The sequence below is a fragment of the Bacillus chungangensis genome (assembly GCF_030812995.1).
In the GTDB taxonomy this organism is placed as follows: domain Bacteria; phylum Bacillota; class Bacilli; order Bacillales; family Bacillaceae_C; genus Bacillus_CF; species Bacillus_CF chungangensis.
The window spans coordinates 39438-58758 of record NZ_JAUSTT010000011.1; the positions used below are offsets into that span (position 1 = coordinate 39438).

General features: G+C 32.1%; 14 protein-coding genes. 5 read left to right on the forward strand and 9 right to left on the reverse strand.

Annotated elements, in window-relative coordinates; translation table 11 throughout:
- Positions 1 to 135 precede the first annotated feature (135 nt).
- Complete coding sequence (locus tag J2S08_RS10330; RefSeq protein WP_307229243.1) at positions 136 to 696, reverse strand: RNA polymerase sigma factor; 561 nt, start codon at positions 694 to 696, stop codon at positions 136 to 138.
- A gap of 2810 nt (positions 697 to 3506) precedes the next feature.
- Between J2S08_RS10330 and J2S08_RS10335 the strand changes: the two genes are divergently transcribed.
- Complete coding sequence (locus J2S08_RS10335) at positions 3507 to 3728, forward strand: hypothetical protein (protein WP_307229245.1); 222 nt, start codon at positions 3507 to 3509, stop codon at positions 3726 to 3728.
- Entirely contained in the window at positions 3725 to 4381 is a 657-nt protein-coding gene (locus tag J2S08_RS10340) for a hypothetical protein (protein ID WP_307229247.1), read from the forward strand. Before J2S08_RS10335 ends, J2S08_RS10340 begins: the two co-directional genes overlap by 4 nt.
- Positions 4382 to 4575: 194 nt before the next feature.
- Here J2S08_RS10340 and J2S08_RS10345 read toward each other — a convergent pair whose 3' ends face one another.
- Both J2S08_RS10345 and J2S08_RS10350 read right to left on the reverse strand, forming a co-directional pair.
- Positions 4576 to 5463, reverse strand: coding sequence for a hypothetical protein (locus J2S08_RS10345; RefSeq protein WP_307229249.1), 888 nt, complete (start codon positions 5461 to 5463; stop codon positions 4576 to 4578).
- 415 nt (positions 5464 to 5878) lie between these two features.
- On the reverse strand, positions 5879 to 6163 hold the full coding sequence (locus J2S08_RS10350) for a hypothetical protein (protein WP_307229250.1): 285 nt from the start codon (positions 6161 to 6163) through the stop codon (positions 5879 to 5881).
- 1068 nt (positions 6164 to 7231) lie between these two features.
- Between J2S08_RS10350 and J2S08_RS10355 the strand changes: the two genes are divergently transcribed.
- Entirely contained in the window at positions 7232 to 8320 is a 1089-nt protein-coding gene (locus tag J2S08_RS10355; RefSeq protein ID WP_307229252.1) for a hypothetical protein, read from the forward strand.
- A gap of 700 nt (positions 8321 to 9020) precedes the next feature.
- On the opposite strand, the gene J2S08_RS10360 is transcribed toward J2S08_RS10355, so the two are convergent.
- The 5 genes from J2S08_RS10360 to J2S08_RS10380 all read right to left on the reverse strand — a co-directional run bounded on the left by J2S08_RS10360 (position 9021) and on the right by J2S08_RS10380 (position 15025).
- Positions 9021 to 10793 (reverse strand): S9 family peptidase, encoded by a 1773-nt coding sequence (locus J2S08_RS10360; RefSeq protein ID WP_307229254.1) that lies wholly within the window; start codon positions 10791 to 10793, stop codon positions 9021 to 9023.
- Positions 10794 to 11341: 548 nt separating this feature from the next.
- Positions 11342 to 12169 carry an MbnB/TglH/ChrH family RiPP precursor modification enzyme gene (locus J2S08_RS10365; RefSeq protein ID WP_307229255.1) on the reverse strand — a complete coding sequence of 276 codons (828 nt, stop codon included), beginning with the start codon at positions 12167 to 12169 and terminating at the stop codon, positions 11342 to 11344.
- Positions 12170 to 12198: 29 nt separating this feature from the next.
- Positions 12199 to 13407, reverse strand: coding sequence for an MFS transporter (locus tag J2S08_RS10370; protein ID WP_307229257.1), 1209 nt, complete (start codon positions 13405 to 13407; stop codon positions 12199 to 12201).
- A 4-nt stretch (positions 13408 to 13411) separates the two neighbouring features.
- On the reverse strand, positions 13412 to 14161 hold the full coding sequence (locus J2S08_RS10375; RefSeq protein ID WP_307229259.1) for a hypothetical protein: 750 nt from the start codon (positions 14159 to 14161) through the stop codon (positions 13412 to 13414).
- 18 nt (positions 14162 to 14179) lie between these two features.
- A complete protein-coding gene (locus J2S08_RS10380; protein WP_307229260.1) occupies positions 14180 to 15025 on the reverse strand; it encodes an MbnB/TglH/ChrH family RiPP precursor modification enzyme in 846 nt (281 codons plus the stop codon).
- Between the two features lie 949 nt (positions 15026 to 15974).
- Here J2S08_RS10380 and J2S08_RS10385 point away from each other — a divergent pair.
- Complete coding sequence (locus J2S08_RS10385; RefSeq protein WP_307229262.1) at positions 15975 to 17129, forward strand: alpha/beta fold hydrolase; 1155 nt, start codon at positions 15975 to 15977, stop codon at positions 17127 to 17129.
- Here J2S08_RS10385 and J2S08_RS10390 read toward each other — a convergent pair.
- Positions 17110 to 17538 carry a GNAT family N-acetyltransferase gene (locus J2S08_RS10390; protein ID WP_307229264.1) on the reverse strand — a complete coding sequence of 143 codons (429 nt, stop codon included), beginning with the start codon at positions 17536 to 17538 and terminating at the stop codon, positions 17110 to 17112. The genes J2S08_RS10385 and J2S08_RS10390 overlap by 20 nt on opposite strands.
- A 567-nt stretch (positions 17539 to 18105) precedes the next feature.
- Here J2S08_RS10390 and J2S08_RS10395 point away from each other — a divergent pair.
- Positions 18106 to 18831, forward strand: coding sequence for an alpha/beta fold hydrolase (locus J2S08_RS10395; RefSeq protein WP_307229266.1), 726 nt, complete (start codon positions 18106 to 18108; stop codon positions 18829 to 18831).
- The last annotated feature ends 490 nt before the right edge of the window (positions 18832 to 19321 follow it).

Genomic DNA, 19321 nt, shown 5'->3' on the forward strand with positions numbered 1-19321 from the left:
GTAGTAATCGTTCCATACATCATAAAAGTTGCGATAATTTTTAACTTTTTTCATGACATTGATTTACAGGGAATATGAAAAGATGTATAATCAATGAAAAGGGTATGGTTTCTATTAGTAGGGATAGATGTACAGTCAAGTGCTGCACACCTCACGAAGTTTTTTAAACGCTCGTGTTGTATGAGACTTATTGACTTGTAGTTCTTTTGCAATCTCAGATAAGTTCTTGTCAAGCCCCTCTTTGTGATACAACATGAACACTAATACGTCTTGCTCTATAGGTGTAAATCTAGTACGATTCATTTCAAATTCTACTCGAATATCTGAAATGTCGTATCCATAATCTTTAGTAGCATGAGTGTATGTAGCTATACCGTTTGTATCATTAAAACCTTCTTCATCGCCAAAACCATCACAAAAGAAGACAGATATTGAGTTTTGTTCTATCTTTCTATTATTTTGACGGTAGTAATCTACTACAGTACGCTTAATAATTGTTTGACAAAAAGAAGGTATCTTATCCTCAGGGACTTCTAGAGTTTTTAGAGCCTTAAGAATACGAATAATGCAATCTTGCTTAACATCTTCCTTATCTTGTGGCTTTACTTTAAATAGTTCAAAATTAAAGATTTTCTTAAGAGATTGAGAATTTAAAATTTCCATAGTTAAGCTAGTAGAATTAGTAACCGTTGTCATTTGCCATTTCCCCTTATATCATGTTGAAATATTGTAGTCGATTGAAATTTGAGATATTTAATCTTCTAAGATTAGTAGACTTACTGTTTAGATTCATCAATACTGATTCAATCAACTCAATAGATTGTTAAAATTAACTTATGAGACATGACTAAACTGAGGTAGATAATAGTGTGATTGACTATAAATCCTACCTTGATTAACTTCTTAGTAGCGTCTCTTCCAATGTCAATCAATATTGAAGTAGAAGTCGTTCAACTTATGTATTCTTTAAATAAAATGATTCAAGGTTTTAAGTTTGTTAATAAAGTACAGCCCAAATATAGCGACCTTGAGAATTGAGAAGTCTTTATTGATAAACTTAGCATCTTGTTAATTGCTACCATTCTACGTTTTCTTTATCTAAGATGATGGTATTTTTTGAAAATTGACTAAATAAGCCATAACAACTCCTTGTATTCATTCTTCTCATTAAAAGATGAATCGAACTGAGTTAAGTCATCATCGCTTGGCATAATTTATTATGTTTCTCTCCCTTTATTGATCCCCTCATCATCGTCGGAACTAAATGAACCTCCTAGTAATTAGTCTTTATTACCTATATAATGCACATAAAAATAATTGTTTTTTACAATTAAATAGTGGTTTCTTTAGTTATATAAGAACATCTCCACTCCTGTGATTTTTATCCTACTAAGAGTAGTAGGGTTTATACCATAGTTAAAAAAATCTTAGTACTCAAAGTGGAGGTCAACGTATACCTTCCAAACATAATTAAGAAATGTTTACATTATATGGAATTTATAATTATTGTTGGTCATTCATTTCACCTCCTGAAAATAACCTTCGCCTATTTCATCACGGAATAATTAACACGCCCCCTTTTAAAGTTGTAACGAACTAAGAGGTTCTTGACCTCAAGTGTTACTACAATTCTTGAAAACATGTATCTGGATAGAGTGAATACTAGAAGTAATCGCTTTCTTGTTTATCTACCGCTTAAAAAAGTAGTGGTGTTTAATTCAATTAGTTAGATATTGTAGTAACCATAAAATGTTACTTTTCCTACATTGTATTTACTTTTCTTTTAGCAACAGTATTTCTACTATCCTATTTAAGAATGGTTTACTGTCTGTACAGCATGTCTCTTTCATAATCGACTTGGAATTCCGGATTTACAGATAGAATTCTTTTTTAAACTTGTTCTTGAAAGTATCTAGAAATTCCCCCTATTATTTTTTGACTTTTGAATATAAAATAATCTTTATAAACTAGAAAGTATTCATCATTGATACATTTGCACCAACAAAGCCCCATTCTTTTTCATTAATTACGTAATTCAGTTACTATAGTTCTTTAGTACTGTACTTCAAGTTCTAAATAACCTATTTATACATTGACCACTTTAGTAATCGTAACAAGTACTGGAATTGTTGCGATTTATTTTTAAATTATTTCTAAAAACCTTTTTTAAAACAATTATAGTGAACGTATGTTCTGTAAATAGGCATAAATATAGGAAGATCAAGTAAAAAAGATATCTTAATATTTTCAAATTCTACCATCATTAAACAATAATAGCAATAATTCATGTCTAAATAACTAATAATTTCGAGTGATGTTTATAGGGAAAAAGTATTATTAACTTTTGAGTTAAAATCATGATCTTAGTTATTCATTGAAGTAGGTCACCTAAGCATTGTACTGCTCCAATTAGAAAATTGTTATGTTGGTAAATCATTGAGATAAGGTTGTAAATTTCTCACTGCCCTGGTAGTTTTAATAACCACTACGTGTTGAATAGGTTCGATCAAGATCCATCATTATTGTAGAAAAATAGACAAGCCTTTTGAGAGAGGAAGTATCTTTAACATCCAGTGCTCACTAGTTTTAGTTAGAAAAAGTAATGCTTTAAAGAGATTAACTATATTTTGTGAAGGAATTTATTCACTACACTGGCACAATCCTTGCTAAGTAAGCCGTTGATTATGAATGAAAATATCTAAAATTTCTCACATACTACTAAAAATAGACAAGTTTAAAGATCTACATTTTTTACTGAAGGATTTCATTTACACTCCTTTAGATGTGAAAGTCGATCGCCTACCTATAATGAATGCATGTAGTAACGAATGGAGTAGATAACATTATTTGTTCCTAACCTGATAGCTAAAAAAAATGGTTCTTATCAATAATTAACATTGCTAAAAAGGAGTACTTTACATTGAACGAAGCGACTCTGATAACCCTATAGATTTTAGGATAAAGTGAAACTTCCATGAGAGGGGGTTTTCTCTCATCCCCCACTGGTGGGAAGTAGAACAAAGGCTAAGGACGCAACGTCCTGTTGCAACGCCTTTGTGACCGACATCCTGTCGGTCCGAACCAATCGGACATTTGACTTTCAGTTATCCCCCACCTAGACTTCTTCGATTCTCTTAACCTTGAGGTGGGGGTCTTACTGCCAGTTAGATGTGGGATAAATAATGGTCAATCAAAGTGGTCGCAGCCGTAATTATGAGTGGTCCTGAAAGATTATTATAGTAATTACAATAAATACACAGAAGGTGGAATAAGACATGATTCATATGCTAGTTTGAAAGAAAGTCACGAAGATTTAATTCTCCTATTTGACGGGAAAAATCTAGGTTGTGGCTTTTGCTTAGATAAGTTGTAGACTGTGCTGGGATTAAAGTAATAACCATATCAATTATGGACGTATTAGCTGAAATGATAACAAAGATTTCTTCGTTTACTTACGTCACTATCAGTGTATAGGGAAAATGACGAACATTTGGGAGGTAGATAACATGAATATTACTTGGAGTCCTCGTCCACTTAGTGATTTAGGAGATTTAATCGGTTACACTATTATGATTATTTGCGAAGAAGGTGCTTATACCGGAGGACTTAAAAATATTACTGAAATGGATATTGATATAGAAGTTGGTGAGGGTGAGGTACTGTCTATTGGACGTAAGATGTTAGAGAGTGATCTCACGGAGTTATATATAGCGGAGGTATTAATATGATTGTATTAGACCAAACGACTAAAGATAGGATATCACCATTCTTTGCTCCATCACCACCACCTTCACCTAATGACCCAAACATAGGAAAAAGAGCATCTATGAAATCAGGGACTTATCAAGGTTTAAAAGGAATAATTTATCCAAAGCGAAGAGAAGTACTTTACGAAGTAATGAAGGATGAATCTGCTTATGGTCATTATGATGGAGAAGACAAGATGTACCTTTTACTATTCTTCTTTGAAGATGGTACATTCTTTTGTGGAGTTCCGGCGGATCCTGGGGATATGGAAGTAGAAGGAGGATATGAAAACCCTATTCCAGGATCTGGCACAATTGTAGACCCTTATCCTTGCGGTGATTACGACATCTCTAGCGGATTCGGTTCTCAAGAGATATTTCATATTCTCCCTCCAGTCACAGGTAACGTGAAAATCATCTTTGATATGTACGGATACCCTGATAAAATGGATGTTATTTACGTGAATGACCCTACAACTATTGTAGCGACTACAACCAAGGCAGTATCACATAACGGTGTATTGCAGTTTTACTATGATCCTTTAATTAATGGGAAAAAAGTGAAGGTTACAATTACGTCAAGTCGAGGGGATAGCTCTGCATGGGAATACGTACTTAAGTGTCCTAAACAGTAAAACTATATTATGTTGGAATGAAGTACTTCTACAAACAGTAATCAATATACTGACTTTACTGCAGGTTTCTTGATCCAAAACAGCACCATACGAGCAAATTTAATAAAGTAAGAATACTTGATTTCAACAATAAAAATATAAATAGACATCTTATTTTGTAGAGAAAAAAACCTCTTTCACTACAAATGCACCCTTTAAGGGTGCTTGTTATTTACTTTTTCTTCCCAGTATTGAATTCCAGCTTTATTAAACACTTTTTTTATTGAGTTGATGTTAAGTTGAATTTCTTTTTGAGCATCTTTTGTAATACTAAGGTTAAGGAAGTGTTTCCATTGTCGAAGTGGTCGGCAGTTTATTAACTTAGTTATGATGGCGTTTGGGAAAATGCATCCTTTTTCTACATATGGTTGAGGCAGTTCACTCCCCCCTACCATGCCAACTTGTCTATACATTTGAATTACTGTTGTTCTATCTATCTTTAAGTTCATGGTAATTGTGGCATGGACATCTAATTCATAGTTTGTTAAGCCTCTCTCTTTTAGTACCGTATAATCCTCCGATAAGATGATAGGCGAATATAATTCAGGCTCTTCTATTGCGGTATCTGAGTTTTCTTTGAATTTTAAATCAGTATTACCCATCTCTACAGAAATCCATCTTAGCTCTGGGACACGATGAACCAAACGTTTAATAGATTTCCAAAGTGCTGTATTGACATCGTAATCTTTAATATTCTTGTCGATGTCTATGAATGTCGACATATTCATCGAAACAATTAATCCGATTTTGGAATCAGGATTCTTCTTAGCATCAGGAAATGTCCAACGAATAAAGTTATTAATTTCCTTAAACGTCATTAAGTCTGTCATAACTCCTGAGTATTCCTCAAGCCCTGTGAAAGCAGTTACTCCTAACACTATATTACCTACACTTGTAACAGAATTGGGACTCATTTCAATCGTATCTCGAATAAATGTATGAAATTGTTCTTCTCGTTTTGGATAAGATTGATAATATTCCCAGGCCATCCTCTCTATGAGCTTGTGATAATCTTCTGTGTGATAAATGAATCCTACTTTCATTATTAAACATCTCCTTGTTTCAAAAGTATTTAAAAAACCAATGGTACGTAGATTATGTCATTTTAATTTATTTTTAGGCTGTAGTACTTCTTGTATACCTTTTAACCGTTACTCTATATAGCCTTCCTTCAAAACTATACAATCTTGTAGATTATTTTTACTGCGAAGAGAGCGATGGCAGCATTCATCTTAACTTTGTTAATAGTTTAATATGTGATCGAACTTTCCCTTCATAAGTCGTTTTAGTTAGTATTTCATAGGTTACTCTCTCATCAAACTTATCAGCCATGAATGTAACTCCAATTGCGATATATTTAAGAATATACGCTATTGGATACATCCATAACTTCTGATAACAAGGTAACTTTTTTACTCTATACTCACTTGTTAAAAATACCATTACGTCCACTATATTTTAGCCTTTGTTTTTTAAATTGTTTGTAAAGAGTGTAAAATAGTAGGCTGAAGAACCTACCAATATCGCAAAAGGTATCATGACTAAGTCAATTCCATAGGTAATCAAGTAACCGAAAAGACCTGTCCAAAACCCATTACAAAAAGGGCAATCTAAAAAAATCTCAAACATTTCGTGTTTATCTTTTAATATTTTACGAATGTATTGAAATTTTATCTCAAATAAGAAAGCACGAACAGCTAAGGAAATCATCAAAAGAACTAGAATACCTAATCCAAGGTCCACGTCTCTCACCTCCCTCGTATACCAATCGTTCTATCTCTCAAAATAGTTGCGAAGTGAGTGACCTCTTTTGATTTATATAAATACCGTTATGGTAACACTTAACGGAATACATTTTCGGTAAAATAACGAAGAAAAAAAATAAACGTTTCACCGCTCATCACAATTCCTTTTACCTGTTTGAGAATCCATTCGCTCCTCTTTGTTAAAGCAACGAAAAAATATCTTATCCTCTCTTGATTCTAGGTAATTTAACAGAGTAATATCTCCTACCTAAAGCTATCTACCTTATTGTAAATTTCGAGAATTCTACCTAACACTTTTAAATTTCGTCTGTTGTTATTTCAATAAATCACTAACTTATAATGTTGGTACAGGGAAATACATGGATAATTTTTACTAGTATTTATCATTTTCTTGTTTATACATTGCATTCGAATTAGAAAGGCGGTGAATAATATGAGTTTTTCTCATTAGTTAACTTGCCTAAAAATGAAAGTATAGTGATTATCATAAACGATGTGATCAGTAAACAAATTTGCACACATGAAATGAATGAATTTATTAATAAAAGTTGATTAAAAACTTAATCAGAAACCAGATTAACACAAAGATGGGTATAAAAAATTAAGATTCTCAATCCAATGCTCGACTTAGCACCGGTTAGTCGGATCGTTATCGTTAACTTACCGAGTAGGTTACATCGAATCTTATTGTAGGTAGCTTTTTGGAGGTACTAACTTTGGTGAGAAAGAAGAAGGTTATTCTTGCATTGATTGAGTCGATGAATGATAGCAGAGGTATTTAGCATAAGAATCTAAAAACGATAAACTCCTTTCAGTATCGTTTTAGGATCTACATTAATTGTTTTACAAAGCTACCTGGTCAAAGGAATATAATCACATGCTACGAGATTCCATTTATCGTATAATCAGCTATTTGTTAATGACAAGTTTTTAAACTTACCAAAAGGAAATTTATTAAAAGGTCAGTACCATAAATCAGCAGAGAAGTATTCTGATCCTAGTTAATAATCACTATATATACAGTAATTCTAAAGGGGAGAAAGTTATGTCAAAATTTGATAAGTTTTCTACGAAAAACAAAAAAATGATTATCAAGGGTGCCGGTAAGTTTATGGCTAAAATCCCAGGGTGTGATGAATTAATCACTCTTGGTCACATGACCAATATGCGACTAGATATTCAGTTGGAAATGGTTGACATCGAAGGTGGAGATACAGCAGCACCGATTGATACACTATTACGTAAAAAAGTAATTGATATTACAGCGGAAGACGCTAAATTCGATTTGAACCTAGTTCGATTAGTACTTGGTTCAAAACTACGTGAAGGTGTTTCAGGTCTACCATATGAGTTAAAGAACCAATCTTTAACTGCTGTAGACAATGGTGGATCAATTGAAGTTAGTGTAACAAACAATATCCTTACAGGACATAGTGCACCTAAAGTACAGGCCTTTAACCAGTCAATAGGAGCATTTGTTGCTGCAAGTGATATTATGGTTAATGGGAAAAATATTACATTTGCTAGTGGAGTTTCTCAGGGTGACGAGGTAATCATTTACTACCCTGTCTCAGCCTCTGCCATTGACCCTGACGGATTCGTTTGGGTACTAGAAGAGAAACATGACATCAAGGGTGGATTAATCACTCTAAACTATCCACTATTTGGAGGAACTTTAGGTTCTTCAAGTAGTAAGACTGAACACGTATCCGTACGTCTTACTAAAGAGAACAAGCTGTTAAAGAAAGTCTCAGGAACTCCTGCTAAAGATGAGTATAGTGTAGATCCTACTACAGGCGAAATCACGTTTAATTCTTACATTGAAGGTGACCAAGTTTATGTTAACTATAAACGCCCTGAGGTTGTTGATGTGATGGCTATCGGTTCAAAAGACTTCCCTCTTACTGTCCATGTCGTACATGACGGACAGTTCGAACAAAAAGATGGAACTGTCCAAGGATACCAAACAGAATTATACGCTTGTCGTGTAAAATCTAACTTTACATTAGATGCCGCACGTCAGACAGCAGCAACACATTCTGTAACACTTACAGTTATTGACCCTGAACGTAGTGACGAGCGACTTGGTTCAATTAAGCGTTACCAGATCACCACAGAAGGCGAAAACTGTTAATAACTGAAAGAGTGAATGAACTCCCCCCCTGTCAAATAGACAGCCTGACTAAGGAAACGGACTCGTTTCCTTTACGTTGTATAGTACTAAAACTCGAGCAAGGAGAGCAGTAAATTCAATATTTCGTTTCTTAACCCTCCAGGTCTTCCTGAGGGTTTTTTATTTTTAGTTATGCTATTTGAACCGATATAGGAATTTCATTGTAAACGTTGCCATCCTTTTCATGAACCTTCCCCTATAAAAGATATGGCATATTTGACATGCAAAGACGAATCACAATGGTTCAGAATACTTGCCCTTCTATGTTCGAAGGAGGCAGCCGAATGCCCCCTTCCCTATTAATCTGTGTATGATTAGATTAAACTATGATTCCTTTATTGAAGAATTTTATCCTATATGCGACCGATTTGCTCAGGCTGGATACAACGTACTCATATTTGAAGGTGAAGGACAAGGGGGTACACTCTTTCCAAAATGTTAGTCTCAAAGCTTGAAATGTAGTGTTCCAAGACTCTAAATAGCTAATACCATATTGGACTAGCCTTACAATTACATACCAAATATTACTATTATTAGGTACTCTTACCGTTTAAAATTATAAACATTCAAAAGTCTAAACGTTTACCTTGACATTTAAAGCTTTTTTAAATTGGATGTCAGTTAATCTTTTTAATGTTTGAAGAGTATACTTCCAATTTTATTAATAAGTATTTTTCTTTAAAAAAGAGTAAATTGTTTTATGTGCTTTGATTTGATTTGATTTTTTTGAAAATCCATGACCTTCATTTTCTAAAAAAAGAAAATCTATATCTATATTTTTGTTTTTTAAGGAATGGATTAAATTTTCAGATTCTTCTACATCTACTCTAGGGTCATTTACACCTTGAATAACTAGCAATGGCTTATTTATTTGATCAATATATGTAATAGGGGATTGTTCTATAAGACTATCACGGTTTGTAATGGGATCTCCTATTAATTCTATCAGGGCATTTTTCCATACTCTCGGACTTCTTTCTATAAATGAAATTAGGTTGACCGGTCCAAATAAGTCAACTCCTGCTTTGAAATAATTAGGATGCTTGCCTAACAACAATAATGCCATATATCCACCATAGCTACCACCTAGCGTGAAAATTTTTTCTTTATCTACAATTTTGTTTTTTATTAAATAATCTAATCCTGAAATTATGTCTAGTCTTGGACCATTCCCCCAATTTTTTTCAACTAATTTAGTGAAATTCAGACCGTATCCAGTAGACCCTCTATAATTAGGTGCAAATAGACTATATCCTTTGCTAAGTAGAAATTGAAATAAAGGAATAAAAAGTTTTTGTTCACATGATTGTGGACCTCCGTGAATCCACACAATAGTATGGTTGTTAGTATTTTTAGGATTAGCCATATAAAATAATGATTCAATCTCTAAACCATCAAAAGATTCATATGTTATTATTTCTGGATCCACTAACTCCTTTTTATTTATTCCCATTACTTTATTGTTCGTTATATAATCCCATTTTCCAGTTGCATAGTCTCTATAATATATGTTTTGAGGTGTAACAGCTGATCTACCTAATATGTATAAGTTACCCTTCTTAGTTATAAATGTTTGTTCTATTACATCAACTGGTATGTCAATCTCATAAAGTGCTTTTTTTATTAAAGAGTACTCGTATAATTTATCTACTACTCCCTTTGTAGTAACTATGAAAAGCGATTCACTTACTTTATTATATTGAAATGATTGCATATCTTCTCCATGAATAATTAATTCGCATGAAAATTCATTCAATAAAACGGAGTATTTAGATAAAAATGCGAAATCAGAGCAATAGTTTGTTACTAGATAAATGTCATCGTTATTTATAAAATCTATATCGTTAATAATGTAATCTTTAGATTCTTCAGGAACAATAGAGATTAAATGATCATTATATAATAAATGACCAGTAATATGAGTATTACTGACTTGCTTAGTAATTACTATCTTATCTTCACTTGAACTTACTGCTGCTATAGTTATAGGGTAATCTCTCCCTTCATATATTTTTTTATTTGTCATGTTCTTTAAATCATAGACATATGCATCTAAAAATAGGTCATTACCTTTAGTGGTAGTATAATACAGCTTTTCTCCATTATTAGATAAATAGTTTAAGTAAAAACATTCATTTTCTTCACCAAATAGAATAGACGATTTACCACCTTCTATTGGAAGTGTATGAATCTCAATGTTTTCATTTCCATGTGAATCAAAGCTAGCAATTATGCTTTTTTTATTTTCGTTTAGAACAATTCCATAATTATTTTGATCAATAAATGTTAGTGGATATGGAAACTTGTTAGGCATATCTAGAGCCCATAGATTGAAGCTCCCAGTTAAATTTGTACTAAAAATAATTTTTTCTTCTTTATCACTTACATAAAAATTTTCAATTTCATAAGTATTATAAAATTGTGTAATATCCATGATCTCACCCTTTTTTTTATTAAACTGAAACAAAATAACATATTAATAAATATGGTGCTTTATTTAAAATTAGAATCTAAAAGAATAGATCTGAGTCAATATTTTGACACAAAAAAGTTAAGTAGATAGATATTCTTTCAGCAATTTTATGTAGGTGTTGTTATTTGCTTTTATGAACTGATTTTACTTGATGTCCTAATTCGGTTGAACAGGGATCGGGTCTATAGGTACAACGATGGTTAGCGTTCTTTTCTTCAGGAACCCGATTCCTATAGAGTTTGGTTTATGTTGCGGGCATTGTTGAAATAATCATTGGTTAATGATTAACTATGTGAATAGCGAATTGGCTCGATAAAAGAGATTAGAATAGCTATGCTCGGTGAATTACCATGGGATTTACATATCGTTGCTATCAGTCCAAAAATCCATGATTACATCTCCTATATAGAATCAGATAATAATATTTAAGGAATAACTTTAAATTATTCAAAATTGTAATTATTGCATATTTTAAAAGGTTTTTCAGTTCTTCTAAATAAGAAATAAAATTATAGTTTACTCATTACTTTATAATTCTTTGTTTTGTTCCAAATATCTTTAGCAATAGATATTTCACTGTGAAGTTCTTCTTTATTCGTAGAATTGTTATCACGTTCAATGATTAATACATTACCAGATGTCTTCCTTAAGGAGTATTCAACCAATTTCCAAACTTCTGGATCTACATTTTTATCATGACTATCTACTAAAATATCTCCTTCTTTGTCAAACCCGCTTACATGGTAGTAACCAACAAAATCTTTAGGTAAATGATCAATAAAATTATACGGACAATATTTGTTATTTTCAGAATTGATATACAGATTACTGATATCAAGCAAAATTCCACAGTCAGCTTTTTTAACTAGCTTCGATATAAATTCGATCTCACTATAATCATTTTGGGGCCAAGATAAGAAATAAACAATATTTTCAAATAAGAATTTTTTTTCTGTTTTATTTTGTACATATTGAATGTTCTGACAAACAATATCTAACATTTCCTCTGTAAAAGGGAGGTTAATAAAATTATTAATCTGTATATCTTCTATCTCACTAAAGCTAAGATGATCGCTGATACTATCTAAATTGCATTTTTTAATTAATTTATTAAATTTATCTAATTTTTTGTCTTTAGGTAAAGTTGTTGAACCGATGGATAATGAAACAGAATGAGCCAGTAAAGGTTTTAGTTTTAGTAGTATGTCCAGTTCTTCAGACTCAATATCATTTAAGTAGTTTTCACTTATTATTTCAAAAGCATCAACCCAGCTTGATAGTTCTGTTAAATAACTTTCAAACTCAGGCCTATAAGCTACTCCAACTCCTTCATTCAATATAGACCACCTACTGTAATTTTAATTTTTTAAAACGTAACATCCAATTTTTTATCTTTTTGCTGTGTAAAAGTTTTAATACCTATTAATGTTCTTATAAACACTAATGGTAATCCAACCAAAATAATTAAAGGCATAGGAAGTATATCTGCATAAAAATTGAACAAGAACAAAACACTAATAGTAACTAAATCTGTTATTGTAAACTCTGCGGCTGTTATTCTTCCTTGATATGCTTTATCCATACGTCTATATAGCTCAGAAATAACTAGGTTGTTTATGATAGGATTAGTTACTGTATATAGAGCAAAAAAAGCAATAAAACTAAGGGGAGTTGATGAAACGGACATACTAAAAAGACCAACAGCCATAATTAAATTAGATAATATAAAAAGGGTTCTTTTCGATATATATATAAAAATTCTTTTGGCTAACATTAAGTTACCTATCAAAGAACCTGTACTCCCCACAAACCAAAACACAGAGATTAAATAATCAGAAGACGAAAATTCTGTTTTTAATGTATATAATGATATATTAATCAGCGGAAATGTAAAAATACCTGTGATAATTGAAATAACTAAAAGGTTATGAAATTTTTTTTGTGTAATAATCTGTACAAAACCTTCCCCAACCTCTTTAATAAGGTTTTTATTATTCTTAGAGAAAAGGATAGAAGGGTTTCTAACAAAAATAAGAATTACTACCGCTAGTAGATAAGCTATTGCATTGTAGATTATAGCTTTTTCTTCAAATATTAAAAATAATGTAGGTCCCAGACTCATGCCGATCAGCTTAGCTCCTGAAGAAATAAAGCCCTTTTTTCCAATATTCGATTCAAGATCGTTGAGTTTATCTGCAATCCCATTAAACCATGTACCTAATGAAATTAACCCTAGAGCGTTAATACAAGATTCAAAAATAGCGATAGTATATATTAATTCTATATTCCCAGGAGATATAATATACCAAAGATAAAATAATAAAATCGCATTCATTGCAAAACAAGATATCGATATATATTTTTTTGAAAACCTATCCGCAAAATATCCACCTATTAAAGTCAATAACAAACTGCCAATAGTTTGTGCTATAAATAACATGCCGGTATGAGTGTAATTATCAGTAATTTTTGAAACATACACCGGCAGACCAGTCCAAATTATAGAGCTACCTAATGTTAATGCTGCACTAGAAGAAATTAATAGTTTAAGGTCGGTTTTATTTCTAGAATTCATTTTATTACCCACATTCTTTTAATAAGTTATTATCAAATAACTCTTGTAATACTTCTTCTATATCCTCTAAATCTTTTTTGAGATTAATGGCTATTAATTCTTTAGTAGTAGGGATAGAACATTCTTTTAAAATGTTAAATACATAATTTTCAATTTCAAAAATATCAATTTCATCGTCTTGATTTTTCAATAATACATAGTAGGATTCTCTCTCTAGTAAATCCCTGTCTTTATTTTTTGTCTTTTCTAATAAATCATCTAAATTATAATCTAAATTCATCAACTTAGCATTATGAGAGATAACAAATTTATTTTTTTCATTAGATGATGGGTTTTTTTGAGAATTAACCCTATTATATGAATATAAAATATATTCATACAAACCTATGTTTGCGATGAATGACTTAGGGTAGAAAGTTTTTAAATAATTAATAAAAGTTTTTAAATCATTATCGTTTTTAGATGAATTTATTATAGTGTTTTTATGAAAATCATGAATCAATGAAGACCACTCGTTGTCCATGGAATTTGCCAATAAAGGAAATAGCTCTTTGAATCTATATTCTCTTGTTCCATTTACAACTTCTCTAAATACATTGAGATCTTCTATGTTTAAATTTTTGAGATATTCAGTCTCTTCTTTGGCGAATTCCCACTTTCTTAATAATGATTCTGAGTTATCTTTAAATTCCTCGAACAGTTTATAATCAATTGTTAATTTCGCTATAAAATACTGTATTTTTCCAACATCCATTTTAAAAGTCTCCTTATTTTATTTTACAATTATTTCTTTTGTACTTTTAAAAATTTCTTTTGCTATAGCTAATTCATTTTTCAAAGAATCAGTAGTGTTCCGAGGAAACCTTCTTTGAATAAGAACAGAATTTGCTGGAGAATTTTTAAATACATATTCAAGCATTGACCACATCAATTGATCTATGTTTGTACCATAAAATTTTCTTAACATGGGATTCATGCAAGATTCGGGTACTACAGTTATACTAATTACACGGTGTAATGGATAACTATTTAGTAATTCAACTGAATCTATTTTATAAGTATGAGAGCTTATAGCAATACTATCTAAGTTCAATATAATTCCTGAATCAGATGCTTCACAAACTTTTGAAACATACTCTCCCTCAGTCATATCTGCTTCTAATGTATAATTAACCAATGAAGCAACATTTTCTATATGGAAATCTAACCCAAGTTCATTTTTAACATGTTTAATATTTTTAATAACATTTTCCACAGAGGCTTCGTTAAAAATTGGTGGCATGTATAAATCTAAGTCTATTTCTTTTTCAGTGGTATATGATAAATGCTCACTGTAAAAAGGAGAATCGAACCAGTTTGCTATTTCCTTTACACCTCTAAGTAACTCATTTTTTTTTTCAAAATTCCTCGAACTTGCTAGAGATAAATTAATTCCGTGTAAACTAATTGGCAATTGCCCCCTAATTTCGTTAGCTTTTAAATTGTCTTTTAAGGAGTTCATACCTATGAAATTTTCTGGAGCAACTTCTATAAAGTCATACTTAGATAGATTCGCCATAGTATCCTCATGTAGATCTGGTTGATATCCAATCCCTATTCCACAAATTTGTTGGCTCATTGAATTCAGCTCCCATAAAAATTTTATAGGAAGATTAAGTTTAATAATACTTAATCTTCCTTTTCTGTTAATTATAGAGTAGTTGATTTTCTGCAAAAACATGTTAATGCAACTGGTTTAGTTACAGCAGCTTTCTTTACCTTTTTTAACATATTTAACACCCCTTTCCCTTTTAACCATTATTTTAAATCAATGGATTATCTTTGTCAATAAGAAAAATTGAAATAATGAGAAAAATTAAATTAGTTTTACCTATTAAAATATTACATCTATTAAAATATTCATTTGGTGAAAAAATAAAAAAGAGAAATCATTAAAAATAGGACAAGAATTAAAGTTATTTACTTCTCTTTTTTTAATTATCTGAATGATACTGAGTAAGGTTTGAAAGAGTATGGAGAAAAAGTCATGAAAAACGCTGGATATATTAAAAAAAATATTACTATTATAATATAGACGGTAAATATTAAGAGAGTACTTGACCACCCCTAATATCAATGACAAAAGTTATTATATATATTACGATAGACCTAGAATAGGATATAAATGTCCACATATGTACATTTTTGCTTATTATTCTTCTTTCCACACAGTGACATGGAGCCTCTGCAGGCATGACTATACAGCCAAGAAGCCAGCTATATCAAGGATTGGCTAGCCAATAGAGGCTATCATGCCCGCCACTCCACGTAAAGTCGTAATAACAGAAGAAATCAAAAATGTACATGTTTAAACGAGCGTTTTTGTACATCGTTAAAAGCGCATTTGCAATAGGATTATGCTTAGCTGAATATGATGTATTTTTGCATCTGTAGTATCTCTAATATGCTGTCTAGATTCTTAAATTAAGTTTGGTTTTAAATATTAATTTTCTTATACTTGATAATTGATTGATAGTAATGTATTTACAGTGAACATCTCGTAAGCTAAGCATGAAGGAGTTGAGATGATGGCGTTTGAAACAGTTTTTGAAGATGTTCATTTTAACTTTCAGGTGAATCGATTATTGTCCTACGGTGATATCGCATGCAAGAAAGAGGAAGTATATGACGCAGCTGCAAAAATATACGATTTTGAGACGTGGTATCAGGAATGGCGAAATATTGCACAGATTGCTGAACAGGAAGGCAGATATCTGCACAGCATGTACTATTACCGAATGGCAGAGTTCATGCTAGCAGACATCGATATAGAGAAGGATGTCATGTATCACAAATGCGTGGAGATGTTCAAGAAAGCGATCCCCTCAGTCGCTAAGCATCGAGTGCCCTATAACGGAGGCTATTTGACCTGTTTATCTATTGAATCAGCAACTTCAGACAAGACGGTGCTCATTCATGGCGGCTATGATTCCTTTATTGAAGAATTTTATCCTATATGCGACCGATTTGCTCAGGCTGGATACAACGTACTCATATTTGAAGGTGAAGGACAAGGGGGTACACTAAGACAAGGGATGAAATTCAATGAGAAATGGGAGAACTCAGTTGGAGCAATTTTAGATTATTTCAAACTTGACCAAGTTGCATCAATCGGGATATCTTGGGGCGGTTTTTTTGCTTTAAGAGCGGCTGCTTTGGAAAAACGAATCGCACATGTCGTCTGTTTCGGTGTTTGCTATGACGGGCTAGATGTGCAGCTAAACTTAATGAAGAAGGCAGTGAGAACCTTATTTTACCTGCTATATCGTATGAAAGCCAAGGGAATCATCAATGCCCTTGTTCAAACAAAAATGAAAAAAGATACGTTAGCCAATTGGGGCATTTCCCATGGCATGTATATTACGGGAACCGAATCTCCTTATGATTTCTACCGTTCCATTGAGAAGCATACACTAAAAGGTTTGCTTAACAGTATTGATCAAAATGTGCTGTTACTCGCAGGCGAAAAAGATCACTATATTCCAAGATGGCAATTAGATTTGTTAAACCCCACCTGCCAATTTAAACTTGACCATGTAAAACCCTACGTTCAAATCGGCCTCCTGCCATCTTTTAAACTTTCTCAAGAGATGGCAGAATGTCGATACTTGAAGGGCTCAGCCTATCATTCGATAAAATCAAGTTTTCGCCTCTATGAAATATCTATACTAAATCTTTCTTAAAGTAGTAGTGCTTAAATCCTCTTGGTGCACCATCGATTACAGCTATTTCTTTATACCCTTGCTTTACATAAAAATCTGGCGCTTGAAAACTGAAGGTATTCAACTGAATAAAAGTACATCCCTTTTGTTTCGCAATGTCTTCCACTTCTGAAAGCAATTGAGCACCTAATCCCATCCCTCTACAATCTTTATCAACCCATAGAATATCAACCTCTAGCCAGTTCCAACAAACAACACTTAATAATCCTGCGATGACTTTTCCTGCCTCATCTTTTACCGTAAGATTGACTTCTTCATAGATTGATTTAAGATCATCCGACACATGCTCATTATTATATTCAATTAACTTTTTTCTTATATACTTGCTTTCGTTTTCGTCGCTTTTTGTAATTTTGACATCTAATGTCATAAAAGACCCTCCGTTAAATGTTGATGGACTTCATTTATTTCTTAAAATATTATCTCATAAAATGGTTGGATGCACGAATTAGAAAAACGGACTGAATAAATTGTTTCATATGAAACATTTCCTCTAACTTCTTAAAGATACCGTGACCCTAAAATCTTTACAAATCTGTATTGCTATATGCTTAAAAGTAACTTCTCACTGTAATAAAAATGTCTAGTGAAGTAATGAAGCTCCCTTTTAAGGTTTAAATAAGTCAAGTTTCGAGGATGTTTCTAAAGACGGACTTTAACGCCATTTTTCATGTGAAGAAATGAACTGGTAACTTGTATGATCGTGATTCTTTTTCTTTATTCATTTACCAAATAATCCAGTATTTCCGTTCTTAATTTAAAATACTGTTTCTATCATATCCTCCAACCGCCTTAGCTTTTTATTCAAAACGAATGTAAGTCTATAATAAGACTTCCTTTTTATCAATTTTAAAACTTTTTCAAAAGACTTGAGGTTCAGTACATTGGTATAATAAAGTAAGATAGGAAATAAAGATCATTTATGGGAGGAATGATAATGATACTTCATACACACATTTCTGGTGAAGGGGAACCGATCATGCTGATTCATTCTGGAGGCATGACTGGGCTAACTGAATATACGGAACAAGCTGAATTTTTTTCTTCACACAACTTTAAAGTTATATGTCCAGATTTAAGAGGTCATGGCAAATCAGTTAATGACACTGATTACTTTTTTGCCCATTGTGCAAATGATATTAATGAAACATTAGCAACTTTACATGTTGATAGCTGTCATATTGCGGGCGTATCACTTGGTGGTTTAGCTGCATTATTGTTTGCTAAGCAATATCCAAGTAAAGTGAAGTCATTGACTTTCTCTGGCATCTTTCCAAAAAAACCAGATCATTGGGAAACCTTAATGAAGGAAGAAGAGGAACGTTTTGAAACGTTGTTTGAAAATGAAAAAATAGTTTCTCAATTAAATCAAATGCACGGGAAAAATAATTGGAAAGTACTGCTTAGATCATCGACTCAGCCTAATTGGTATCCTTTTCATGAGACCGGCAACATTGGCGGCCTTGCAGTTCCCGCTTTATGTATCGTTGGCGGAGCATCAGAACTTGAATTTTCAGCTGCTGTGTCTTTTAAACAATTAAATCCTACTATTCATATCGCAATCATTCCTTTTGCAGGACATTTAGTTCATAGAGAACAGCCAACATTATATACTCAAACGCTGCACACTTTTATCGAAACTTTAAAACAAGCCCAGCAGTAGATTTCTTCGTTTCCTAGCCAGCCTTCATCGAATAGACTTTTCTACATTGGGATTAAAGTTCGTTTTTACAAGTTGAAATATGAAATCCTTTCGCTATATTTTTATGTTTACATAGGTTGTTTAGATAAAGATCAAATTGTGGATGTTATAACCGTATACGAACCAAAAGTAAAAATAATTTAAATAAAACGGGTTTTCATTTTAATAACAAAGTCGTACATACAACCAATCAAACTAAACACTAAACAATTTTACAACCATAAGGTTAACTTATAAGGCTTATTCCAACTTGAACGATTAAAGAGGAATAAGCCTTTTTGTAGTAAAAAGGTTAAAAGTCTAGTGGCAGGAATTTATACGTCTCAAGGTTTGTTTTTATGTCGCTAGGTTCTACATCATTTCCCTTCATAACTCTGTTCTTTTTCTGTACACTAGACACTAGACAGCTATTTTTAAATCCTTCCCAACAAAGCTTTCAAAATGAAAAAGG

Excerpts from the sequence above, each read along its gene's own strand:
- J2S08_RS10335 (WP_307229245.1), top strand. The coding sequence starts at position 3,507 with ATGAATATTACTTGGAGTCCTCGTCCACTTAGTGATTTAGGAGATTTA.
- J2S08_RS10330 (WP_307229243.1), bottom strand. The coding sequence starts at position 696 with ATGACAACGGTTACTAATTCTACTAGCTTAACTATGGAAATTTTAAAT.
- J2S08_RS10390 (WP_307229264.1), bottom strand. The coding sequence starts at position 17,538 with ATGACATTAGATGTCAAAATTACAAAAAGCGACGAAAACGAAAGCAAG.
- J2S08_RS10355 (WP_307229252.1), top strand. The coding sequence starts at position 7,232 with ATGTCAAAATTTGATAAGTTTTCTACGAAAAACAAAAAAATGATTATC.
- J2S08_RS10360 (WP_307229254.1), bottom strand. The coding sequence starts at position 10,793 with ATGGATATTACACAATTTTATAATACTTATGAAATTGAAAATTTTTAT.
- J2S08_RS10345 (WP_307229249.1), bottom strand. The coding sequence starts at position 5,463 with ATGAAAGTAGGATTCATTTATCACACAGAAGATTATCACAAGCTCATA.
- J2S08_RS10340 (WP_307229247.1), top strand. The coding sequence starts at position 3,725 with ATGATTGTATTAGACCAAACGACTAAAGATAGGATATCACCATTCTTT.
- J2S08_RS10375 (WP_307229259.1), bottom strand. The coding sequence starts at position 14,161 with ATGGATGTTGGAAAAATACAGTATTTTATAGCGAAATTAACAATTGAT.
- J2S08_RS10370 (WP_307229257.1), bottom strand. The coding sequence starts at position 13,407 with ATGAATTCTAGAAATAAAACCGACCTTAAACTATTAATTTCTTCTAGT.
- J2S08_RS10380 (WP_307229260.1), bottom strand. The coding sequence starts at position 15,025 with ATGAGCCAACAAATTTGTGGAATAGGGATTGGATATCAACCAGATCTA.
- J2S08_RS10395 (WP_307229266.1), top strand. The coding sequence starts at position 18,106 with ATGATACTTCATACACACATTTCTGGTGAAGGGGAACCGATCATGCTG.
- J2S08_RS10385 (WP_307229262.1), top strand. The coding sequence starts at position 15,975 with ATGGCGTTTGAAACAGTTTTTGAAGATGTTCATTTTAACTTTCAGGTG.